This window comes from Curtobacterium sp. MCPF17_046, assembly GCF_003224295.1.
Classification (GTDB): domain Bacteria; phylum Actinomycetota; class Actinomycetes; order Actinomycetales; family Microbacteriaceae; genus Curtobacterium.
Genome location: NZ_QKLB01000004.1, coordinates 70,472 through 93,619, shown reverse-complemented (window position 1 = coordinate 93,619; position 23,148 = coordinate 70,472). Strand labels below are relative to the sequence as shown.

Annotated in this window: 17 protein-coding genes, 1 tRNA gene and 1 other RNA gene; 5 read left to right on the top strand and 14 right to left on the bottom strand. The window is 72.0% G+C overall.

The genetic code is table 11. The features are described from left to right. Window positions 1-2 precede the first annotated feature (2 nt). The 4 genes from DEJ32_RS05145 to ffs form a co-directional block, all read right to left on the bottom strand. Window positions 3-1,268, bottom strand: a complete 1,266-nt coding sequence (locus tag DEJ32_RS05145) for an aspartate kinase (RefSeq protein WP_110824600.1) — start codon at window positions 1,266-1,268, stop codon at window positions 3-5. A 117-nt stretch (window positions 1,269-1,385) separates the two neighbouring features. Further along, on the bottom strand, window positions 1,386-1,985 hold the full coding sequence (recR, locus tag DEJ32_RS05140) for a recombination mediator RecR (RefSeq protein ID WP_110890002.1): 600 nt from the start codon (window positions 1,983-1,985) through the stop codon (window positions 1,386-1,388). Then, window positions 1,985-4,981: a DNA polymerase III subunit gamma and tau gene (locus tag DEJ32_RS05135; RefSeq protein ID WP_110900516.1), complete on the bottom strand. Its 2,997-nt coding sequence runs from the start codon at window positions 4,979-4,981 to the stop codon at window positions 1,985-1,987. Before DEJ32_RS05135 ends, recR begins: the two co-directional genes overlap by 1 nt. 191 nt (window positions 4,982-5,172) lie before the next feature. After that, an RNA gene (gene ffs, locus DEJ32_RS05130) (signal recognition particle sRNA small type) lies at window positions 5,173-5,269 on the bottom strand. A 37-nt stretch (window positions 5,270-5,306) separates the two neighbouring features. On the opposite strand from ffs, the gene DEJ32_RS05125 reads away from it, so the two are divergent. Beyond that, window positions 5,307-5,981, top strand: coding sequence for an NAD(P)H-binding protein (locus DEJ32_RS05125; RefSeq protein ID WP_110824603.1), 675 nt, complete (start codon window positions 5,307-5,309; stop codon window positions 5,979-5,981). 96 nt (window positions 5,982-6,077) lie between these two features. Here DEJ32_RS05125 and DEJ32_RS05120 read toward each other — a convergent pair whose 3' ends face one another. Together DEJ32_RS05120 and pta are read right to left on the bottom strand one after the other, a co-directional pair. Then, window positions 6,078-7,274: an acetate/propionate family kinase gene (locus DEJ32_RS05120; protein ID WP_110824604.1), complete on the bottom strand. Its 1,197-nt coding sequence runs from the start codon at window positions 7,272-7,274 to the stop codon at window positions 6,078-6,080. Further along, complete coding sequence (gene pta, locus DEJ32_RS05115; RefSeq protein ID WP_110824605.1) at window positions 7,271-9,400, bottom strand: phosphate acetyltransferase; 2,130 nt, start codon at window positions 9,398-9,400, stop codon at window positions 7,271-7,273. The genes DEJ32_RS05120 and pta overlap by 4 nt, the downstream gene beginning before the upstream one ends. A gap of 145 nt (window positions 9,401-9,545) precedes the next feature. Here pta and DEJ32_RS05110 point away from each other — a divergent pair. After that, window positions 9,546-9,630: transfer RNA gene (locus DEJ32_RS05110), tRNA-Ser, on the top strand. 386 nt (window positions 9,631-10,016) lie between these two features. Then, the gene (locus DEJ32_RS05100) at window positions 10,017-10,658 is read left to right on the top strand and encodes a hypothetical protein (protein ID WP_110900514.1); all 642 of its coding nucleotides are present in this window, start codon (window positions 10,017-10,019) and stop codon (window positions 10,656-10,658) included. 21 nt (window positions 10,659-10,679) lie between these two features. Here DEJ32_RS05100 and DEJ32_RS05095 read toward each other — a convergent pair whose 3' ends face one another. Next, window positions 10,680-11,936: a multidrug effflux MFS transporter gene (locus DEJ32_RS05095; protein WP_110890008.1), complete on the bottom strand. Its 1,257-nt coding sequence runs from the start codon at window positions 11,934-11,936 to the stop codon at window positions 10,680-10,682. Window positions 11,937-12,237: 301 nt separating this feature from the next. On the opposite strand from DEJ32_RS05095, the gene DEJ32_RS16155 reads away from it, so the two are divergent. Next, a complete protein-coding gene (locus DEJ32_RS16155) occupies window positions 12,238-12,819 on the top strand; it encodes a TetR/AcrR family transcriptional regulator (protein ID WP_181419562.1) in 582 nt (193 codons plus the stop codon). A 147-nt stretch (window positions 12,820-12,966) separates the two neighbouring features. Here DEJ32_RS16155 and DEJ32_RS05085 read toward each other — a convergent pair whose 3' ends face one another. The 5 genes from DEJ32_RS05085 to DEJ32_RS05065 all read right to left on the bottom strand — a co-directional run bounded on the left by DEJ32_RS05085 (window position 12,967) and on the right by DEJ32_RS05065 (window position 19,816). After that, entirely contained in the window at window positions 12,967-13,557 is a 591-nt protein-coding gene (locus DEJ32_RS05085) for a substrate-binding domain-containing protein (RefSeq protein WP_181420584.1), read from the bottom strand. Window positions 13,558-13,585: 28 nt separating this feature from the next. Continuing rightward, on the bottom strand, window positions 13,586-14,989 hold the full coding sequence (locus tag DEJ32_RS05080) for an MFS transporter (RefSeq protein WP_110900512.1): 1,404 nt from the start codon (window positions 14,987-14,989) through the stop codon (window positions 13,586-13,588). Between the two features lie 85 nt (window positions 14,990-15,074). Next, window positions 15,075-16,220 (bottom strand): cystathionine gamma-synthase, encoded by a 1,146-nt coding sequence (locus tag DEJ32_RS05075; protein ID WP_110890012.1) that lies wholly within the window; start codon window positions 16,218-16,220, stop codon window positions 15,075-15,077. 201 nt (window positions 16,221-16,421) lie between these two features. Further along, window positions 16,422-17,786: a cystathionine beta-synthase gene (locus tag DEJ32_RS05070; RefSeq protein WP_110900511.1), complete on the bottom strand. Its 1,365-nt coding sequence runs from the start codon at window positions 17,784-17,786 to the stop codon at window positions 16,422-16,424. A 137-nt stretch (window positions 17,787-17,923) separates the two neighbouring features. Further along, window positions 17,924-19,816 carry an ABC transporter ATP-binding protein gene (locus DEJ32_RS05065; protein WP_110900510.1) on the bottom strand — a complete coding sequence of 631 codons (1,893 nt, stop codon included), beginning with the start codon at window positions 19,814-19,816 and terminating at the stop codon, window positions 17,924-17,926. A 209-nt stretch (window positions 19,817-20,025) separates the two neighbouring features. On the opposite strand from DEJ32_RS05065, the gene DEJ32_RS05060 reads away from it, so the two are divergent. Further along, complete coding sequence (locus DEJ32_RS05060) at window positions 20,026-21,438, top strand: APC family permease (RefSeq protein WP_110900509.1); 1,413 nt, start codon at window positions 20,026-20,028, stop codon at window positions 21,436-21,438. Between the two features lie 101 nt (window positions 21,439-21,539). On the opposite strand, the gene DEJ32_RS05055 is transcribed toward DEJ32_RS05060, so the two are convergent. Together DEJ32_RS05055 and rplL are read right to left on the bottom strand one after the other, a co-directional pair. Beyond that, window positions 21,540-22,454, bottom strand: a complete 915-nt coding sequence (locus tag DEJ32_RS05055; protein ID WP_146234077.1) for a hypothetical protein — start codon at window positions 22,452-22,454, stop codon at window positions 21,540-21,542. A 277-nt stretch (window positions 22,455-22,731) separates the two neighbouring features. Next, the gene (gene rplL / locus DEJ32_RS05050; RefSeq protein ID WP_110824614.1) at window positions 22,732-23,115 is read right to left on the bottom strand and encodes a 50S ribosomal protein L7/L12; all 384 of its coding nucleotides are present in this window, start codon (window positions 23,113-23,115) and stop codon (window positions 22,732-22,734) included. Between the last annotated feature and the right edge of the window lie 33 nt (window positions 23,116-23,148).

Sequence of the window (23,148 nt, the reverse complement as noted above, 5' to 3'; positions counted from 1 at the left end):
GTTCAGCGGCCGGTGCCGGCGTAGACGACGGCCTCGTTGTCGGCGTCCAGCCCGAACGCCTCGTGCACGACGCGCATCGCCTCGTTGAGGGTGTCGGCGCGGGTGACGACCGAGATGCGGATCTCGGAGGTCGAGATCATCTCGATGTTGATGGACGCGTCGTGCAGTGCCCGGAAGAGCTGCGCCGAGACACCCGCGTTGGTCCGCATGCCGGCACCGACCAGTGCGAGCTTGCCGATCTGGTCGTCGTACTGGATGCCCTCGTACCCGATGTCGGACTTGGACACCTCGAGCGCGGTGAGGACGCTCTGGCCCTGGTCCTTCGGCAGCGTGAAGGAGATGTCGGTCCGCCCCGTCGAGGCCGCCGACACGTTCTGCACGATCATGTCGATGTTCGCCCCGGCGCGCGCCACGATCGTGAAGATCTCGGCTGCCTTCCCGGGCTGGTCGGGCACGCCGACGACGGTGATCTTGCCCTCGGAGAGGTCTCCGGCGATGCCGGTGATGATCGGTTCTTCCACGGTTTCCCCCTCGGCAGGGTTGTAGACGATGGTGCCCTCGACGTTGCTGAACGAGGAACGGACGTGCAGGGTGACGCCGTGCCGTCGGGCATACTCGACGGCGCGGATGTAGAGGACCTTCGCGCCGGACGCCGCGAGCTCGAGCATCTCCTCGGTCGTGACGCGGTCGATCTTCCGGGCCTTCGGGACGATCCGCGGGTCGGCGGTGAAGATGCCGTCGACGTCGGTGTAGATCTCGCAGACGTCGGCGTCGAGCGCGGCCGCGAGGGCCACGGCGGTCGTGTCCGAACCACCGCGTCCGAGCGTCGTGATCTCACCGGTGGTCCGGTTGAAGCCCTGGAAGCCCGCGACGATCGCGACGTGGCCGGCGTCGAGCGCCTCACGCACCCGCTTCGGGGTGACGTCCACGATGCGGGCCTTGCCGTGCTGCGCGTCGGTGAGCATGCCCGCCTGGCTGCCCGTGTACGACGAGGCCTCGACGCCGAGGCTCTTGATCGCCATCGCGAGGAGCGCCATCGAGATGCGCTCGCCCGCGGTCAGGAGCATGTCGAGTTCCCGCCCGGCCGGGATCGGGGTGACCTCGTGCGCCAGGTCGACGAGTTCGTCGGTGGTGTCCCCCATCGCGGACACCGCCACGACGACGTCGTTGCCGGCCTTCTTCGTCTCGACGATGCGCTTCGCGACGCGCTTGATGCTCTCGGCATCCGCGACGGACGAACCACCGAACTTCTGCACGATCAAGGCCACGGGCACGCACTCCTGGGGACGGTTCACCGCGACGTCACGCGGCTCGACGATCGTAGCCGGTGTTCCTCGGATGTTGCGTCGGAGCGGGTCGCGACGCAACGATCCCGCGCGGTCGGATCAGCCGCCGACGACCCGTCGACCCTCGAACGCACGGCCGAGCGTCACCTCGTCGGCGTACTCCAGGTCGCCACCGACCGGCAGACCGGACGCCAGGCGGGTCGTCCGGATGCCCATCGGCACGAGGAGACGGCTGAGGTACGTCGCCGTCGCCTCGCCCTCGAGGTTCGGGTCGGTGGCGATGATGACCTCGTCCACGGTCCCGTCCGCGAGCCGCACCATGAGCTGCTGGATGCGCAGGTCGTCCGGGCCGACGCCGTCGATCGGGCTGATCGCACCGCCGAGCACGTGGTAGAGCCCCCGGAACTCCCGCGTGCGCTCGATCGCTGCGACGTCCTTGGCCTCCTCGACCACGCAGATCGTGCTCGGCGACCGACGTGGGTCGCGGCAGATGCTGCACCGGACGTTCTCGGTGACGTTCCCGCACACCTCGCAGAACCGGACCTTCTCCTTCACCGTGCCGAGGAGCTCGGACAGCCGTGTCGGGTCGAAGGACTCGGTCTGCAGGATGTGGAACGCGATGCGCTGTGCCGACTTCGGCCCGATGCCGGGCAGACGCCCGAACTCGTCGATGAGGTCCTGCACGATGCCGTCGTACATCAGACACCCCCCTCGGTCAGCGACGTCTCCTCGATGAACTGCGCGCCGAGGATCTCACGCACGACGGCCTCGCCGTAGCGCCCGGGCACGGCGGTCCGGCGGACACCGGACTGGTTGCCGGCGGCCTGCTGCCCCTGCTGCCGCGGCTGCGCGGTGGGCTGCTGCTGGCCACCGGACGGTTGCGCGGTCCGCGGCGGCGCCGACTGCTGACGGGGAGCGGTCTGCTGCTGCGGAGCCGTCTGCTGTTGCGGAGCCGTCTGCTGTTGCGGAGCCGTCTGCGCCGGGCGACCACCACCCGGACCGGGGTCCGGGAACGGCGCACCGTCGTCGAACGGCTCGTCGTCGAGCGGGTAGTCGTCGACCGGTACGGCGTCCGAGGGGACGCCGGCTGCGGTCCGGGGTGCGTCTCGGCCGGGAGGCCCGCCCTGCGCGACCGCGTCGGCACGGATCGCCTGGTCGTCGCTCCCGGTTCGGGCGGGTGCACCGGCCGGACCCGAGGCGGCGGGAGCAGCGTCCGGCGCCGGCTGCTGCGCCGTCCGCTCGGCCGGCGCGACGGCTGCGTCGGTGGGCACGGTGCCGAAGGGGGCGGCCCACGACGGCTCGATGTCCTCGGGGACGGCACCGGCCGTCGGGTCCGAGGCGGGGATGGTCGCGACGGCCCACTCCGTGACCGGGCCGGCGTCCTGCGGAGCGGCGTCCTGCGGCTCGGCGTCCTGCCGGGCAGTGGCGTCCCGCTGCGGGGCGGTGCGCTCCGTCGACCGGCCCTCCGAGCGGTCGACGGCCGGTGTCGAGCCGGAGCCCGACGGACGGTCCACCGTCGTGCCGGGGCGGGCGGCGGGTCGCGATCCAGCGGACGGCGCCGAGGCACCGGCGCTCGGCGCCTCCTGCTGGGAGCGGGACACCGGGGCGCCGCTCGGGCCGCCCTGTCGGTCGGGCGCCGCCTGCGCCGGAGCGTCCTGCGTGCGGGCGGACTGCGCCGGAGCTGCCTGGCGTACCTCGGCTCGCCCCGCACCGGCTTCGGGAGCAGCCTGCGTCCGAGCAGCCTGCGACGGAGCAGCCTGCGTCGGCGCAGCCTGCGTCGGCGGGCTCGGCGGTCGCGTCGCACCGGCTCCGGCTGCACCGCCTCCGGGCCCGCGGGCGACGAACTTCACCCGGAAGCCGAGCACGTCGTTGATCGCGGCACGCAGGTGCTCGCTGACGCTCGTGTTCGGGTCGCTCATCTCCTTGAACGACGCCACGTCCTGCTGGCTCGGGAAGGTCAGCGTGAGGACGTCGTCCTTGAGCGCGGCGACCTGCGCCGTCGCGACGACCGCCCACGCGGAGCGCTTGGCCCGTTGGACGTGCTCGACGATCTGCGGCCAGGTGTCGCGCATCTGCTGGAGGCCGACCGGGGTGACCGACCGCACGGCCGGCTCGTCACCGATCACGGTGCCGACACCGGTGGACGACGGCGACGCCTGGCCATCGCTGGTCTGCGGGGACGGGGACGCCGCCGGCGCAGGAGTGCTCTCGGGGACGGCGGCAGCCCACGAGGCCGCCGCGCTCCGGGCGGCGTCGACGGTCGGGGCTGGCTGCGGCGACCCGGCCTGCTCGGACGTCCCTGCGGCAGGGGCGGACCCGGCGACCGGAGCGGTCGTGCTGGTCGTCGAACCGGGGGCCGCCGACACGGGTGCCGACGTCGCGGGTGCCGCCGGTACCTGTGCGGCCGTCGTCGCCGGTGTCGTCGTGGCCGGCGCGGCCGTCGCCAGCCGGGCGGGAACAGCAGCAGGTGCGACGGCGGCGGGAGCGGCCGTCGGCAGGTCCGCCGGTCCGGCCTGGTGTCCCCCGGCGTCACCGACGCCGACGCGACGCTCGAGCCGTTCGACACGTGCGAGCGCACCCCGCTGGGTGTCGTCGGACTCCGGCACGAGCATGCGCGCGACCATGAGTTCGAGGTGCAGTCGCGGCGAGGTCGCCCCGGTCATCTCGGTGAGGGCACGGTTGGCGATGTCGGCTCCGCGGGACAGCGCCGTCGCGCCGAACACCCCGGCCTGCCGGGACATGGTGTCGAGCTCCTCGGGCGAGACGCCGCGCAGCACGGCCCCCGCGCTCTCGTTCGTGGCCGCGACGACGATCAGGTCGCGGAGGCGTTCGAGCAGGTCCTCGACGAAGCGCCGCGGGTCCTGTCCGGTCTGCACGACGCGGTCGATCGCCGAGAACGCCGATGCCGGGTCGGCCACGGCGAGCGCGTCGACGACGTCGTCGAGCAGTGCGGCGTCGGTGTACCCGAGGAGCGCGACCGCCCGCTCGTAGGCGATCGCACCGTCCTCGCTGCCGGCCATGAGCTGGTCGAGCAGGGACAGGGTGTCGCGCACGGACCCGCCGCCGGCGCGCACGACGAGCGGCAGCACGCCCGGCGCGACCGACACCGACTCCTGCGCGCACAGCTGCTCGACGTACTCGAGCATCGTCGCGGGCGGGACCAACCGGAACGGGTAGTGGTGGGTGCGCGAGCGGATGGTGCCGATGACCTTCTCGGGCTCGGTCGTCGCGAAGATGAACTTCACGTGCTCCGGCGGCTCCTCGACGAGCTTGAGCAGGGCGTTGAAGCCCTGCGGCGTCACCATGTGCGCTTCGTCGAGGATGAAGATCTTGTAGCGGTCGCGAGCGGGCGCGAAGACCGCACGGTCGCGGAGGTCGCGGGCGTCGTCGACGCCGTTGTGGCTCGCGGCGTCGATCTCGATGACGTCGAGCGATCCCCCGCCGCCGCGGGCGAGTTCGACGCAGCTGGGGCAGACGCCGCAGGGTGTGTCGGTCGGGCCCTCGGCGCAGTTCAGGCAGCGCGCGAGGATGCGCGCCGAGGTGGTCTTGCCGCAGCCGCGCGGCCCGCTGAACAGGTACGCGTGGTTGACGCGGTTCGTCCGGAGCGCCGTGCGGAGGGGGTCCGTCACCTGCGACTGCCCGATGAGTTCGGCGAAGTTCTCGGGCCGGTAACGGCGATACAGGGCGGTGACCACGCGACCAGGGTAGTCGGCGCCGCCGACACCTCGGCACCGCTCTCCACAGCCCCGGAGAACGAAGAAGACTCCTCACGCACGGAACCGGCACAGCCCCGGTTCCCCCGCAACGACTCCCCGGAAGACGAAGAAGACTCCTCACGCACGGAACCGGCACAGCCCCGGTTCCCCCGCAACGACTCCCGGAAGATGAAGAAGACTCCTCACGCACCCGCCAGAGCCCGGTTACCCTTGCTGCGTTTCCGCCCTGGGGGAGTTGGCCTGGATGGCGTCACGTGAGGAGCCGCTGAACACTCTACCGGACGCGAGGAGCAGCATCGAACGCATGAAGATCGCCATCGCCGGAGGCCACGGGCAGATCGCCCTGATCCTCGAACGGCTCATCACCGAAGCCGGCCACGACGCCGTCGGCATCGTCCGCAACCCAGCACACGTCGCCGACGTCGAACAGACGGGCGCGAAGGCGCTCGTCGCCGACCTCGAGCAGCTGTCGGAGGAGGACCTCGCCCTCCGCCTCCGCGGCTTCGACGCGGTGGTCTTCGCCGCCGGCGCCGGGCCGAACAGCGGCGCCGAGCGGAAGCTCTCGGTCGACCGGGACGCGGCCGTGCTGCTCGCGGAGGCCGCGGTGCGCCTCGACATCGACCGCTACGTGATGATCTCGGCGATGGGCGCCGACTCGTACGACCCCGAGGCCGCGAGGTTGCCCGCCGAGGACGAGGACGGCGTCTTCCAGGTCTACCTCCGCGCGAAGGCGGAGGCGGACGCCAACGTCCGGATGCGCCGGTTCCGGTGGACGATCGTCCGTCCCGGCGCCCTGCTCGACACCCCGCCGCAGGGCACGGTCTCGGTCGGCAGGACGGTGCCGCGTGGCTCGATCCCCCGCGCCGACGTGGCGGCGGTGGTCCTGCACGCGCTCCTCGACGACAGCGCGGTGGGCCAGCAGTTCGAGGTCACGAGCGGGGACACGCCCATCCCGGCGGCCCTGCACGCGCTCGGCTGACCGAGCCGACCCGACGACGGCCAGGAGGCCCACCACCGGACCGGTGGACGGGCCTCCTGGCCGTCGGCTGCGGACGCCGCTGACGCCGGCCGCGCGTCAGAGTGCGACGGCCGCCGACTGCCGGGCGATCTCGAGTTCCTCGTTCGTGGGGATGACGAGGACGGCGACGCGGGACGCGTCCGTGGAGATCCGTCGTGCCTCCTTCGAGTGGAGTTCGTTGCGGTCCGGGTCGACCTCGATGCCGAGGTGTTCGAGACCGGCCAGCACACGACGCCGGAGCAGCGCGTTGTTCTCCCCCACACCCGCGGTGAAGACGACCGCGTCCAGCCCGCCGAGCTGCGCGGTGTACGCGCCGACGTAGCGACGGATCCGGTGGCGGTACACGGCGAGCGCCGCCTCGGCCGTCTCGTCGCCCTTCGTCGCGGCGTCCTGCACGTCGCGCATGTCACCGCTGCCGGTCAGGCCGAGCAGACCGGACCGCTTGTTGAGCATCGTGTCGAGGTCCTCGAACGACATGCCGGCTTCGCGGTGCAGGTGCACGAGCACGGCGGGGTCGAGGTCGCCCGAGCGGGTGCCCATGACGAGACCCTCGAGCGGGGTGAGACCCATCGACGTCTCGATCGACCTCCCGCCGTCGATCGCCGCGGCGGACGCCCCGTTGCCGAGGTGCAGCACGATCGTCTTCAACTCGGACAACGGCCGGTCCAGGAACACCGCGACCTGCTCGGACACGTACTTGTGGCTCGTGCCGTGCATGCCGTAACGGCGGATCTGGTACTGCTCGGCCAGGTCGGCGGGGATCGCGTAGGTGTAGGCGTGCGGCGGCATGGTCTGGTGGAACGCGGTGTCGAAGACCGCCACGTGCGGGACGTCCGAGAACACCTGCTTCGCGGCCCGGATCCCCTCGAGGTTGGCCGGGTTGTGGAGCGGTGCGAGGCTCGACAGGTCGTCGATCTGCTGCTCGACCTCGTCGGTGACGACCGTGGCGGCGTCGAAGCGGGTGCCGCCGTGCACGACGCGGTGCCCGACGACGGCCGGCGGGTGCTCGTCGAAGGACGGGCCGACCTTCCGGAAGGCGTCGATCATCGCCTGGAAGCCGGCGGCGTGGTCGGGCACCTCGGCGCTGTCGTTCGACGAGGTCTCCCCCGTCAGCGCGTTCGTGTGCTTCCACGAGCCGGTCGACTCGCCGATCCGTTCGACCAGGCCGGAGGCGAGGGTGCGCTCGTCCTCGAGTTCGACCAGCTGGTACTTGAACGAACTCGAGCCGGAGTTGACGACGAGTGCTGCGCTCACGAGGGGTCACCTTCTGTGCGGGGTGCGGGGGCCGCGGTGCCGGCCTGGATGGCGGTGATCGCGACCGTGTTCACGATGTCGCTGACGAGGGCCCCGCGCGAGAGGTCGTTGATCGGCTTGCGGAGCCCCTGCAGGACGGGACCGACCGCGACGGCGCCGGCGGACCGCTGCACGGCCTTGTACGTGTTGTTGCCCGTGTTGAGGTCGGGGAAGATGAACACCGTCGCCTGACCGGCCACCGGGGAACCCGGCATCTTCGCGCTCGCGACCGTCGGGTCGGCTGCGGCGTCGTACTGGATCGGCCCCTCGACGAGCAGGTCCGGCCGACGCTCCCGCACGAACGCGGTGCCCGCGCGCACCTTGTCCACGTCGGCGCCGGACCCGCTGTCGCCGGTGGAGTAGCTGAGCATCGCGACGCGCGGCTCGATGCCGAACTGCGTCGCGGTCTCGGCGGACGAGATCGCGATGTCCGCGAGCTGCTCGCTCGTCGGATCGGGGATCACCGCGCAGTCGCCGTAGACGAGGACCCGGTCGGCGAGGGCCATGAGGAACACGCTCGACACGATGGAGGTGTCCGGACGGGTCTTGATGATCTCGAACGACGGCCGGATGGTGTGGGCCGTGGTGTGCTTCGCGCCGGAGACCATGCCGTCGGCGAGCCCGAGCTGCACCATCATCGTCCCGAAGTACGACACGTCGGTCACCGTGTCGCGGGCGAGCTCGACGCTCATGCCCTTGTGCGCCCGCAGGGCCGTGTACTCCTGCGCGAACCGCTCGCGGAGCTCGGGGTCGAACGGGGACAGCAGCTGGGCGCCCTCGAGGTCGAGTCCGAGCTCGGTCGCCCGGGCCCGGATCGCACCCGGGTCGCCGAGGATCGTGAGCGCGCACACCTGGCGCTGCAGGAGCGTGGAGGCCGCGCGGAGGATGCGGTCGTCGTCGCCCTCCGGCAGGACGATGTGCTTCCGGTGCTCGCGGGCCCGGTCGATGAGCCCGTGCTCGAACATGAGCGGTGTGACGACGCCGGAGGGCGTGAGCTGCAGACGGGCGCGCAGGGCCTCCGCGTCGACGTGCCGCTCGAACAGCGCCAGTGCCAGGTCGGCCTTGCGCGGGGAGTCGGCGGCGAGTCGACCACGGGTCTGCGTGATCCGCAGCGCCGTGTCGTACGTGCCCAGGGCGTTCTGCGCGATCGGCAGGGAGCTCGACAGGCCCTCGAGCAGCCGGGAGACCTGCGGGGCCGTCTCGAACCCGCCGTTGAGGATGACGCCGGCCAGGCTCGGGAACGTCTCCGACTGGTTCGCGAGCAGCGTGGCGATGAGGACGTCGTTCCGGTCGCCCGGCACGACGACGATGCCGCCCTCGATGAGCCGCGGCAGGACGTTCTCCATGCTCATGCCGGCGACGACGGTGCCGAGGGCCTCGCGGTCGAGCAGCGCCTCGTCGCCGCGGACGAGCGTCGCGTCGGTGGCCGCGAGGAGCGCGCGCACGGTCGGGGCGACCAGGACCGCGTCCTCCGGGATCGCCCACACCGGGGCGTCCGGGTGGTGGTCGTGCACGGCGGTGCTGACGCTCGCGACGATCGCGTCGAGGGCGTCCGGGTCGGCGCGGTTCACGACGACGCCGAGGAGCTGGGCGTGCTCGGCGCGGAGTTCGCTCGTCGTGACGTCGGCGACCTGCGCCATGCCGTCCGCCGATCGGGCTGCGCGCTCCGCCGAGTCGCGCCCGCCGAGCACGAGCAGCACGGGCGCGCCGAGGTTCGCCGCGACCTTGGCGTTGAACGACAGCTCCGTCGGGCTGCCGACGTCGGTGTAGTCGGAGCCGAGGACGACGACGGCGTCACAGCGGCGCTCGACCCCGGCGAAGCGGGTGAGGATGGTGGCGAGCGCGGCGTCCGGGTCCGCGTGCACGTCGTCGTACGTGACACCGACGGCGTCGTCGTAGGGGATGTCGACGCCCGTGTGCTGGAGCAGCAGCTCGAGCACGTAGTCGGGTTCGTCGACCGACCGGGCGACCGGTCGGAAGACCCCCACACGCCCCACGGTCCGGGCGAGGGTCTCGAGCACCCCCAGTGCGACGGTGCTCTTGCCGGTGTGTCCCTCTGCTGACGTGATGTAGATGCGGCTCGACACGTGACCCAGGGTAGCCCTCGTCCCCGGACGGACCCGGGGCGCTCGACCTCGGCCGAGGACGGGTCCGACGGACGCCCGACGGGGGTGGTCGTCAGCACCCTCCGGGACCTGTACCATGGGGTGTCGTCACCGCGAGGTGGCGCCCGGAGGATTCGCCTAGTGGCCTATGGCGCACGCTTGGAAAGCGTGTTGGGTGCAAGCCCTCGGGGGTTCGAATCCCCCATCCTCCGCACCACGAACCGGAACCCCCGCCCTGTGCGGGGGTTCCGTCGTTCCGGGGCTCATCACCGCGGGCGGTGGCCGTGCCGGGAGGCCCGGGCGCCCGCCAGGCCGGTCACGCTGGTCCCGTCGGTTCCGCCGGCGTCGATCCGGGTGGTCCCGCTGGCCCCGCTGGTCCCACTGGTCCCCCAGGCGGCGGACCCGCGCGCACCCCGTCGCGGACCGACCCTCCGGAAAGCGGCCGACCGCCTGTCCCCGCCGCGACCACTCCCCTATGCTGACCGGACGAGCGCGCCGGAGGGACCCGACGCACTCGACCAGCATCGGACGGCAGGGGCGCCGTCGCGGGCCCGGCGCTCCGCCGCGCCCGTGCACTCCGGGGACGAGGAGACCTGCCGTGGGGGAAACGACGGCGCGAGCGACACCGCTCGACACGAGCACGGCCGAGGAACTCGTGCGACCGCGGGCGGCACTCGTCCGCTCCACCGGACTGAGCATCGGCTTCTCCGCCCTGCCGATCGCGGTCGCGGTCGTCTGGTCGGCGGTCCCGACGGGACTCGGGGCCGTGGTCGCCGTGGTCGTGCTCCTGCTCGCCGCGGTGGTCGCCGCCGCCTACCTCCGGCTCCGCACCGCGTTCGTCGCGGTCCACCAGGACAGCGTCACGATCCGCGGCGTGCTCACCGGCACCCGGACGGTCGCCCGCTCCCGCGTGCACGACGTCCTGCTCGTCACCCGGCACGGCGCCTCGGCGGAGCGCGCCAGCCGTGACCTCGTCGCGCTCGACCCCGCGGGCGAAGCGCTGTTCCGTGTCCGGGGCGACGTGTGGGGCGACGACGGTGTCGAGCGGCTGGTCGACCGGTTCGACGTCCGGACGGAGCGCCTCCACGGCACGATGTCGGCCCGGGAGTTCTCCCGTCGCTGGCCCCGGCTCCGCCAGTGGTACGAGCGACCTGCGGCGGTGGCGTTGGTCGGCGGCGCGGCCGTGCTGACCGTCGGCGGACTGCTCGTCGCGGAGACGGTCGGCCTCGTCCGGAAGTGACCGCCGGGTCACCGCCCGCCCTCAGTGAGTGAGGGCCGGGACCGTCCTCGGGCGCACGACGAACCACAGCACGAGGATCGCGACGAACGCGGTCGTCCCCATCACCATGGCCATCGGGGTGGCCGTCGAGATGCCGAGCAGACCCACGACCGGCGAGATGATCCCGGCGACGCCGAAGTTCAGCGCGCCGAGGAGGGACGCCGCGGTGCCGGCCTCCTTGCCGTGCGACGCGAGACCGATCACCTGCACGAGCGGGAACGAGAACCCGCACGCCGCGATGTAGAACCAGAGCGGGACGAGCACGCCGACCAGACCCGCGTCGAGTTGGTCCAGCACGACGATCGCCAGCGCGGCCAGGAAGAGCGTCGCGGTCGAACAGGCCAGGATCCACTGCGGTCCGACGCGCTGCGCAAGCCGCGAGGAGATCTGCACGCCGAGGACGACGCCGACCGAGTTCACGGCGAAGAGCAGGCCGTACTGCTGCGCGTCGAGCCCGAACACCCCCTGGAACAGGAACGGCGACGCACTGAGGTACGAGAACAACCCGCTGAACACCATCGCACCGATGAGTGCCACCCCGACGAAGATCCGGTCGGAGAACAGCGCGCGGTACCGCTGGCCGATGGTCGAGTGCCCGGCCTCCTGCCGGCGTTCCTTCGGCAGCGTCTCGACGATGAGCAGGATCGAGGCGATGACGACCGCCAGGCCGTAGCAGGCGAGGAACACGAAGATCCCGCGCCACGGGAAGAACCGGAGCATCTGCGAGCCGATGAGCGGCGCGAGGATCGGGGCCAGCCCGTTCACCATCGCCAGTCGCGACAGCATGCGCACCAGCGGCTTCCCGCCGAACAGGTCACGCACGGTCGCCATCGCGACGACGCCACCGGCCGCGGCGCCCATGCCCTGCAGGACACGGAACAGCGCGAGGACCTCGACGTTCGGCGCGAGGGCGGCGCAGACCGAGGCGGTGACGTGCAGGCTCGTCGCGATGATGAGCGGGAGTCGGCGGCCCACCTTGTCGCTCCACGGCCCGACCAGGAGCTGCCCGATCGCGAAGCCGATGGTGGTCGCGGTGAGCGTGAGCTGCACCGCGCCGGCGGAGATGCCGAGGTCCCGCTCGAGCGACGGGAACGCCGGCAGGTAGAGGTCGATCGTGAAGGGTCCGAGCGCCGTGAGCGCGCCGAGCACGAAGACGTAGACGAGTCGCTGCGCACGGGTGAGCGAGTCGCCCGGGTGCAGGATGACCTTGAGTGAGCCGGTGGTCGCAGGCGCGGACACGACGAGATCCTCCGAAAGGCAGGCGGTGGGGTGGGATCGGCCGCTCGAATCGATTCGGTCCGTTCCACCATGGTACGGGTCGGTGCGACACGACGACAACCGCGGACGCGGACGTCCGCGCGGACCGGACGCGCGGACCGGACGCGCGGCCGTCGCTCGGCTCCGGTTCCCCCGGCCGGGAGGCCCGGCGCGCGTCCACACGAGGGTGCGGCGGACCGGTGGCGCGGCCCGACGGTGCGGTAGCGTCGGACTCCCGGCCGAGGTGCGCCGGGAGCACCGCGAACGAGATGGGAGGAGCGTCATGGTCGACGCTCGGATCCTGCACACGACGGCTGCCCTCAAGGAGGCCGTGCTCCGACTCGCTGCCGACCGCCCGGTGTCGCAGATCACGGTCGCGGACGTCACCCGCGCCGCCGGCATCAACCGTGCGACGTTCTACTCGCACGCGGTGTCCCCCGGGTCGTTGCTCGCCGACGTGCTCACACCCGAACTCGACCGCATCCGTGCCGACGACGCCGAGGCACACCGCGCAGCCGTCGAGCGAGGGGCCGGTCCCGACGAGCTCGCCACCATCACCCGCCGCGGCATCGAGGCCGTCATCGACCACGTGACGGCCCACCGGGACGTCTACGCCCTCGCGCTCCCCGACCCGAACGACGCCTCACTGCACCGTCTGCTGGTCGGGCACTTCACCGTGTCGAGTGCCATGCACATCGACGAGCTCGACCCCGCGGTGAAGCCGGACATCATCGACGAGGTGGCCGCCGGCTTCGTCGCGCAGGGGTTCGTCGGTGCGATCGAGGCGTGGCTCGGCGGTCCTCGACGCTCCCGGAAGGCCCTCGTCGAGACGATCACGCGCTCGTTCCCGGCCTGGTGGCGCTGACCCGTCCCTGTCGCCGGTCCGTCCCCTGGTGGCGCTGCCTGGCGCCTGGTGGCGCTGCTCGACGCCCTGGTGGCACCCTGCCCCGCCCCGACGTCGCCGACCGCCCACGGGCCTCCCGGCCCACCGCGCCGGCGGTCGGACGGGGCGCTACTGCGCGGGGTCGTCCCCGTCCCGCGGCTCCTCGCCGCGCTGCAGTGACGACACCATCGCCACGCTCCGGCTGACGAGGTCGGCGTCCGAGTCAGCGCCGTCGATGCGGTAGTCCGACGCGAGTCCGTCGTTCCCGCCGCCCGAGGACGGCAGGGCACCACCGAGCGCCACGACCACGACGCCCGCGTCGTGTGCGTCCCGGAGCTCCGTGCGGAGCGCGTCGGGGTCCGCTGCCCGGACGACGAGCGCCTTGGCGCCGGTCCGGACCAGGTCGTGCACGGCCGCCCGCTGTCGGGCGGGCTGATCGGCCCCCGCGACCCGGACGTCCGGGCGGAACCCGGCCTCGGTGAGTTCCTCGCGGAACCGGGTCGCCAGCGAACGGCCGTCACCGGAGTCGGTCGGCGTCGCCGCGTCAGCCGTCAGCACGACCCCGATCACGGCGTCCTCGGCGAACCCGCCGTCCGAGCTCGTGAGGTCGGTGCTCCGCACCGGCGTCGGAGCCGTCGTGGTCGTCCCGCTGCACCCCGTGAGCACGAGGGCGCCGACCGCCAGCGTGGCGGTCAGCACGACTGCTGCGGTGCGACGCACGGGTCCTCCTCGGTCCGGGTCTGCCAGGCTACCCGCCCGGTGCCTCCGGTGACGGCGACCGTGGCGGCGGTGGGACCGGTCCGAGCCGCCGCACGGCCACGAGCCCGACGAGGGCGACCACCGTCATCGCGGCGAACACGAGCGCGAAGGCCGTCGGCTCCTCCCGGCCGCCCGCGGTGGTGAACAGCAGACCGGCGATCGCCAACCCGACGACGCTGCCGGACGCGTCCGCGATCGTCAGGGCGGAACTGGCGAAGCCGTCGTCGCCCTCCCGCGAGAAGCGGAGCGTGAGCATCGACGTCCGCGGGTACGCCACCCCCATGCCGGCGCCGCCGACGAACCAGCCGGCGACGAGCACCCACACGGGCAGGTCCACCAGGGCGACCGCGAGCGCGGACAGCAGGCTCACCAGGACGAGCCCCAGTCCGGCGCCGAAGGCCCGTGTGGCCGGGAGGCGCTGCTCCCCCAGGCGGCCGTGCAACCAGCTCGCACCGGCCCAACTCAGGGCGGCCACGGTGAGCGCGAGTCCGGCCGCCGAGGGTTCCAGGCCGTGCTGCGCCTGGAGCAGGAAGGGGACGTACGCCTCACTGCCGAAGAACCCGGCGGCGAGGACCCCGCGGAGGAGCACGACCGACGGCAGGCCCGCGCCGCCCGTGAACGTGCGCCGGGGCAGGAGCGGACGGAGCGCCGTCCACGCGCCGACCAGTCCCACCCCGACCGCCACGGAGCGGACGGCGAGGGGCAGGTCGGGAGCGGTGTTGAGCAGGAGCACGGCGGCGGACGCGGCCACCGACCAGGCGATGCGCCGACCCTGCCAGGGCGGTCGGGCCTCCGGTGCGGGCGGCCGCAGGTGCCGCAGCGTCGGGACCAGGCACGCGAACGCGACGACGGCGATCACGAGTGCCCCGGCGAACACCCAGTGCCAGCCCAGGGCGTCCGTCACGATGCCGGCCACCGCCGGTCCGACGAGGGCGGGCACCACCCAGGCGGCCGCGAACCCGGCGAACACCGAGCCGTGCAGGTCGGCCGGGAAGACCCGGGCCACGAGGACGTAGAGCACGACGTCGATCGCACCCGCGCCGAAGCCCTCCACGAGTCGACCGGCCAGGAACACCGGCATCGTCGGAGCGACCATGACGACCGCCGTGCCGATCGCGAACAGGGACGCGGACACCCACGCGACGACCCGGCCGCCCGCGCGGTCCGTCCAGTTCCCGGCGAGGACCATGCCGGGGACGCCGGCGGCGAGGGGCGCTGCGAAGCTCAGCGAGTACAACGTCTCACCGTGCAGGTCCTCGGAGATGACCGGCATGATCGTCGTCATCGCCAGGTTCTGGAACGCCGAGACCGCCACGATCGCGACCATGCCGATCGTCGCCACGAGGTACCGCGGCGCGAACACGCTCGTCCGGGTCGCCGTCGTGGAGGTCACCCGGTCATCGTAGGACGGCGGGTCGGCCCGGGGTCCCGGGGGTGCCGGGGGGGGTCCCGGTGTCCGGGACCTGGGACCCCCGGGATCAGCGGTCGAGCGCCTGCTGCACGTCGGCGACGAGGTCGCCGGCGTCCTCGATGCCGACCGACAGGCGGACGACGTTCTCGGGCACCGCCAGCTCGGTGCCCTTCACCGACGCGTGCGTCATCTCGCTCGGGTAACCGATGAGCGACTCCACACCGCCCAGCGACTCCGCCAGGGCGAACAGCTCCGTGGACTCGGCGAAACGCTTGGCCGCCTCGGCACCACCGGTGAGCGCCACCGAGAGCATGCCGCCGAAGCCGCGCATCTGCTTCGCGGCGATGTCGTGGCCGGGGTGCTCCGGCAGGCCCGGGTAGTACACGTGCTCGACGGCCGGGTGCGCGAGCAGCGCCTCGGCGACGGCCTGCGCGTTGGAGGAGTGGCGCTCCATCCGGACGCTGAGCGTCTTGATCCCGCGGATCGTCAGCCAGGCGTCGAACGGCGACGAGATCGCACCGCCGCCGAACTGCACGAACTGCACCGCGTCGGCCAGCTCCCGGTCACGCAGCACCACGGCGCCGCCGACGACGTCGGAGTGGCCGCCGAGGTACTTCGTCGTCGAGTACACGACCACGTCGGCGCCGAGCGACAGCGGCTGCTGCAGGGCCGGCGAGGCGAAGGTGTTGTCCACGACGACGAGCGCGCCGGCCTCGTGTCCGATCGCGGCGAGGGTCTCGATGTCCGCGATCTTCATGAGCGGGTTCGTCGGCGTCTCGACCCAGAGCACGGTCTTCGCGGGGCTGTCGGCGAGCGCGGCGCGGACCCGGTCCGGCTCGCTCATCTCGACCGTGACGAGCTCGATCCCCCACGGCACGTGCAGTCGGTTCGCGAGCCGGTGCGTGCCGCCGTAGACGTCGTTGCCCATCACGATCCGTGCTCCCGGCTCCAGGTAGGCACGGAGGAGGGCGTCCTCCCCCGCCAGCCCGGACGAGAACGAGTACGCGGCGACGCCACCGTCCAGGTCGGCCAGGAGCGTCTGCAGCGAGTCGCGGGTCGGGTTGCCGGAGCGGGAGTACTCGTACCCGCCGCGCAGGCCGCCGACGCCGTCCTGCACGTAGGTCGAGGTCAGGAACAGCGGCGGGATGACGGCGCCGGTGGCGGCGTCGGGCTCCTGGCCGGCGTGGATGGCGCGGGTGCTGAACTCGGTCATGTCGCGGGTGCCCCTTCCTGGAGGCTCGGTGCGGTCTGTGTGGTCGTCTCGCTGTGAGTGGGCGGGCGGTGGGCCGGACGGCCATCGCTCGTGCCCGTGTCGGCGGGGCTCGGCGGTGCGTCGCTCACGTCCCGTACCGGCGCGGCTGACATGGGGCGCCGTCCGTGGTCGGTGACGCGGGCGCGGCGGTGCCGCCCGCCGTCACTCGGAGAGGTAGGTGAGCACGTCGTGGCGCGTCAGCACCGTGACCGGCTTGCCGTCGCCGACGACGAGCAGGGCGTCCACCGACTCGAGGGCCCGGCGTGCGGCCGACACGGACTCCCCGATCCCGATGAGGGGCAGCGGGTCGCCGACGAACGGGGTGAGCGCATCGGCCATCCCCGCGGCACCGGTGAACACGTGCTCGAGCAACGTCTTCTCCTCGACGGCCCCGACGACCTCGCCCATGACGACGGGCGGCTCGGCGCTCAGGACGGGCATCTGCGAGACGCCGTACTTCGTCATGATGTCGACGACGTCGCGGACGGTGTCCGACGGATGGGCGTGCACGAGGTCCGGCAGCCGTCCGTCCTTGCCGGCGATGAGGTCGCCGACGCTCCGCTCGTCCTCGGTCTCCGCGAAGCCGTAGGAACGCATCCACCGGTCGTTGAAGATCTTGCCGAGGTACCCGCGGCCGCCGTCCGGCAGCAGCACCACCACGATGTCGTCCTCGGTCAGGTCCTCCGCGGCCCGCAGCGCGGCGACGACGGCCATGCCGCTCGAGCCACCGACGAGCAGACCCTCCTCGCGCGCCAGGCGGCGGGTCATCGCGAACGAGTCCGCGTCCGACACGGCGATGATCTCGTCCGGGACGCCGGCGTCGTAGGCGGCGGGCCAGAAGTCCTCACCGACGCCCTCGACCAGGTAGGGGCGGCCGGTCCCGCCGGAGTACACCGAGCCCTCCGGGTCGGCGCCGATGATGCGGACGCCGCCGTCGGACGCTTCCTTCAGGTAGCGGCCGGTGCCCGAGATCGTGCCGCCGGTGCCGACACCTGCGACGAAGTGTGTCAGGCGCCCCTCCGTGTCGCGCCAGATCTCCGGCCCGGTCGTCTCGTAGTGGCTGCGCGGACCGTTCGGGTTCGCGTACTGGTTCGGCTTGTACGCGCCGGGGATCTCGCGCACGAGCCGGTCGGACACGGAGTAGTAGGACTCCGGGTCGTCGGGCGCGACGGCGGTCGGCGTCACGACGATCTCGGCGCCGTACGCGGTGAGGACGTTGCGCTTGTCCTCGCCGACCTTGTCCGGGAGGACGAACACGCACCGGTAGCCGCGCTGCTGGGCGACGAGCGCGAGGCCGACGCCGGTGTTCCCCGAGGTGGGCTCGACGATCGTGCCGCCGGGGAGCAGCTCGCCGGATGCCTCGGCCGCGTCGAGGATCCGCGTCGCGATGCGGTCCTTGGCCGAACCACCCGGGTTGAAGGCCTCGACCTTCACCAGGACGGTGGCCCGGATCCCCTCGGTGACACGATTGAGCTTGACGAGCGGTGTGTCGCCGACGAGGTCGATGACGGAGTTCGCGTAACGCACCAGGAGAGTCTAGGTCGCGTGCCCCGGTGTGCGCCGTCCCGCGACGAACACCCAGCCGGTGTCAGCCAAGGGCGAACGAACGGCCCGGGCGTCCCGGCACGCCACGCCGGACCAGCAGCGCCCACGAGGGCCGCCGGTCACTCGCGGGCGGCCACCACGGGGTCGCTCTGCTGCTCGTGCAGGGTCGCGTAGGTACCGCCGAGGGCGATGAGTTCGTCGTGCGTCCCCTGCTCGACGATCTGCCCGTGGTCGAGCACGAAGACCACGTCCGCGTCCCGGATGGTCGACAGGCGGTGTGCGATCGAGATCGTCGTCCGGCCCCGCGCCGCGGTGTCCAGCGCCGCCTGCACGACCCGTTCGGAGATGGAGTCGAGCGCGCTCGTCGCCTCGTCGAGCACGAGGACGGGCGGGTCCTTGAGCAGCACGCGGGCGATGGCGATGCGTTGCTTCTCCCCGCCGGACAACCGGTAGCCCCGCTCCCCCACGACCGTGTCGTACCCGTCCGGGAACGAGGCGATCGTCTCGTGGATGTTCGCGGCACGTGCCGCCCGTTCGAGTTCGGCGTCGGTCGCCCCCGGCTTGGCGTACCGGAGGTTGTCACCGATGGTCGCGTGGAACAGGTAGGTCTCCTGACTCACGATGCCGATGTGCGCCATGAGGTCCTCGTGCACGAGGTCGCGGACGTCCTGCCCGGCGAACCGGACCGAACCGGCGGTCGCCTCGTACAGCCGCGGCACCAGGTACGAGATCGTCGTCTTGCCCGCGCCGGACGGTCCGACGAAGGCCGCGAACTGTCCGGGCTGCAACTCGAACGAGACGTCGCGCAGGGTGGGCTTGTCGGCTTCGCCGTCCGGGTACGAGAACGAGACGTGGTCGAACGCCACGTGTCCCACCCGTCGTTCGTCGACCGGCTTCGCGGTGGGCGCGTCCGTGATCGCCGGCTTCAGGTCGAAGTACTCGAAGATGCGGGCGAACAGCGCCCCCGACGTCTGCAGGTCGAGCACGACGCGGAGCAGGCCGACGGTCGGGAACAGCAGCCGGGACTGCACGGTCGTGAAGGCCACGATGGTGCCCGCCGTGATCGGGACGCCGCCGAGGACGAGGTACGCGGCCACGAGGTAGATGACCGCCGGGATGATCGACAGGAAGATCTGCACGATGGCGAAGAACCACTGACCGGACATCTGCTGTCGGACCTGCAGCCCGATCTGGTTGCGGTTCTCGTCCCCGTAGCGGTGGATCTCGGCACGTTGCTGGTTGAAGCTCTTCGCGAGCAGGATCCCCGACACGCTCAGGGTCTCCTGCGTGATCGCGGTCATGTCGGACAGGGACTCCTGGGTCTGCGTGGCGATCCGGGCGCGGACCTTGCCGACCTTGCGCTGGGCGATGACGAGCAGGGGCAGCAGGACCACCGCCACCAGGGTCATCTGCCAGCTCAGGAGCAGCATCGCGACGACCGCGGCGATGACCGTCACGGTGTTGCCGAGGACCGACGAGATCGTGTTGTTCAGGACGCTCGCGACGCCGCCGACGTCGTTCTGCAGGCGGCTCTGGATCACGCCGGTCTTCGTCCGGGTGAAGAACGCGAGTTCCATCCGCTGCAGGTGCCCGAACAACCGCATCCGCATCGCGCCCATGACCTTGTTGCCGACGGTGGCGGTCAGGTACGTCTGCCACACGCCGATCCCGGCGCTCGCGATCCACAGCCCGATCATGGCTGCGACCAGCACGGCGAGCACCGGCACGTCCGGTCTGCCCTCCGGCGGGAACAGCCCGCGGTCGAACGCCTGCTGGGTCAGCAGCGGCGGGATGACCGAGAGGGCGGCCCCGACCAGCACGAGCACGACCGTCAGGACGATCGCGCGCCGGTGCGGGACGAACAGTCCGGCGATGCGACGCAGCAGGTGCGGGATCTGCGGCGCCTCGGCGTTCGCCGCACGCTGCGCGTCCGGGTCGCCACTCGAGATCCGGCCGCGGGGTCCACCGCCACCGCCACCGCGCATCCCGCCGCCGCCGGCGACCGCGTCCATCCGACTCATCCGCACCCTCTCCGCGCCGTCCGGCGCCGTCCTCGGATGAATGTACGCCCGCGGACGGCCCCGGCCCGACGCGTTCGCCGAGGGCTGTGGACGGAGGCGGTCCGGGCCTCCCGTGTGGAAGGAGGGACCGTCTGGTTTGGACCCCGTCCGAGGGCCGTGGGACGATGTCGCGTCCACCGCAAGCGCCCCCGTGAGGTCCCATGTCGTCCGCGCCGTCACTCGCCCACCAGCTCCTCCGGCGCAAGCCGGTGGACCAGCTCCGCGCGGAGGCCGCCGAAGGCGTCGACGGGCAGCCGCTCCGACGGACACTCGGGGTCTGGCACCTCACGATGATCAGCGTCGGCGCGACGCTCGGCACCGGCATCCTCGTCGTCCTCGGGACGGCCGTCCCGCTCGCCGGACCCGCCGTCTGGATCTCGTTCGTGATCGCGGGTGTGGCGGCGCTCCTGTCGGCGCTGTCCTACGCCGAGATGGCCGGCGCCGTCCCGACGTCCGGGTCGAGCTACTCCTACACCTACGCGACCATGGGCGAGGGGATCGCCTGGGTCTGCGGGTGGTGTCTGGTCCTCGAGTACGCGGTGTCGGTCGCGGCGGTCGCCGTCGGCGCCAGCGAGTACGTCGACGAGACGCTGCGGGTCTTCGGGCTGCACCTGCCCACCGTGCTGTCCGCGCCTCCCGGCGACGGCGGCTTCGTGAACCTGCCCGCGGCCGCGCTCGTCGTCATCGCGATGCTCGTCCTGCTCCCCGGGGCGAAGGAGAGCGCCTGGGTGAACACCCTCATGGTGCTCGTGAAGATCGCCCTCCTGGTGTTCTTCGTCGTCGTCGCGTTCTCGGCGTTCCGCGCCGGGAACTTCGAGCCGCTCGCGCCCATGGGTGCTGCCGGGGTGAGCGCGGCTGCCTCCCGGCTGTTCTTCTCGTACATCGGCTTCGACGCGGCCTCCACCGCCGGCGAGGAGGCGAAGGACCCCCGCCGCGACCTGCCACGCGCCATCATCGGGTCGATCGCGCTCATCACCGCGCTGTACATCCTGGTCGCCGTCGCCGCCATCGGTGCTCGGTCCTGGACGTCGTTCTCCGCTGACGAAGCGTCGCTCGTCCGCATCGTCGTCGACGTCACCGGGCAGCCCGTCGTCGCCCTCGTGTTCTCGATCGGGGCCGTGGTCGCGATCGCGAGCGTGGTCCTCACCGTGCTCTACGGACAGACCCGCATCCTGCTGTCGATGGCTCGGGACGGCCTCGTGCCGAAGGTGTTCGGGCGGGTGTCGCCCCGGACGGGCACCCCGATCGCGAACACGCTCATCGTCGGCATCGTCGTGACGATCGTCTCCGCGCTGGTCCCGCTCGGGGAACTCGCGGACGCCACGAGCATCGGGACGCTCATCGCCTTCGCCCTCGTGAACATCTCGGTGATCGTGCTCCGCCGGACGCAGCCGGACCTCGACCGCTCGTACCGCGTGCCGTTCTTCCCGGTCGTGCCGGTGCTCGGCGTGCTGTTCTGCCTGTTCCTCGCCGTGACGCTCGGCGCGGGCACGTGGATCGCCTTCGGCATCTGGATGGTCGCCGGCGCGGTGCTGTACCTGGCCTACGGCCGCCGCCACAGCACGCTCGCGTAGGCGGGTCGAGAGGGACGTCGTCGCGAAACCGACACTTCAGCGCAGGAGTTCCGCGGCGGAGTGTCGGTTTCATGACCTGAACTCGGTCAAGTCTGGTCAGGTCACCGGCAGGGCACGCCGTGCATGCGGAACAGGGTCCGCAATCGCTCCGGGTCGACGAGGTGCCACCAGGTCACGCGGATGAACCCGCGGACGTCACCATCTGCTCGGATGTCGTCCTCGCGCAGCTTCTCGCTCCACAGGACGTCGTCAGCAGTACCGGGCACAGCTCCGTGGTCCCGGTACTTCTGACGGCCGTCGAACTCGAGCACCAGCCCGAGCGACGGCATCCAGAAATCGACGCGGTAGGTCTTCCCGCCCGGTCGGACGAACTGCACCTGCGGCTCCATGTACGGCGCTCGGAGTTCGTGGCAGCGAGCCGCGAAGAAGGACTCGCCCACCGATTCATGCCGCTCGTCCGCGACGCCGAGCGCGTTCGCGACGCGGACGCGCCCCCAGTCGGGACCGCTCTCCAGCAGTCCTTCCAGTTCTCGGCGCTGTACGCCGCTCCGCAACGCATGGTCCACCGCCACGACCGCTCCGCTGAGACTCGAACGCCGAGACGTCTCGATGACGGTCTCCGCCAGACTCGCCACCGGTACCCCGTGGAAGCGTCCGGCCTCGGCGGGCCGTCTTCCGGCGTGCAGGGTGAGTCCGACCCGACGACGGTCGGCGTCCAGGGCCGGGACCGTCACGTGCACGTGCTCGGGCCACGAGGTCAGGCGTGGCACGCCGAGAACGGCTGCCGCGGAGTCGCGCGTGAAGACCGCCCCGATCGGGAGCAGCGGCACGGCAGCGCGCATCCGGACGAGGTACCGGGACCGCCCGTCGAGCGCCGCCCAGGCTGCAGCCGGGACGTACACTCCGTGCCGCACCCGGACGAAGTGGCCGTCTGCCGCTCCTCGTTGCAGCGTGCGCGCCCGTGACGGATCGGCCTTCGTCGTCCGCAGGAGTTCGATCGCATCGGCAGGGTGCACGCGGCACAGCATGGCCTCGCCACGAGGCGCGGATCGCACGGCGAGCAGATCTGTGGACGGTCTCGGTCCTCCACACCGAGGCAACAGTTCGTCCGATGCCGCTTCCCAGGCGCCGAACCGACAGATCGGGGGCGAAGGTCGGCGCAGAACTGTCGGTTTCGCGGCCAAGCGCCCGCGCTCGCCCCCGCGCCCGCCCCGCCCGCCCGCCGCCGCGCCGCGCACACGACGAAGGCCGCCGCCCCGAGGGGCAGCGGCCTTCGTGACCAGGAGGTCGGACTCAGACGAGCTCGACGGTGGCGCCAGCGGCCTCGAGGGCAGCCTTTGCCTTGTCGGCGGCTTCCTTGTTCGCACCCTCGAGGATCTTCGCGTCGGCGGTCTCGACGAGCGCCTTGGCCTCGCCCAGGCCGAGCGACGTGAGGCCACGGACCTCCTTGATGACCTGGATCTTCTTGTCACCGGCCGACTTGAGCACGACGTCGAACTCGGTCTTCTCCTCGACCTCCTCGGCGGGGGCAGCAGCGCCACCGGCCGCGGCGACCGCGACGGGGGCAGCAGCGGTGACCTCGAAGACCTCTTCGAACTTCTTCACGAAGTCCGAGAGCTCGATGAGCGTGAGCTCCTTGAAGGCCTCGATGAGCTCGTCCTGCGAAAGCTTCGCCATGATTTTCTCCTACTACTTACTGATGCGTGGTGT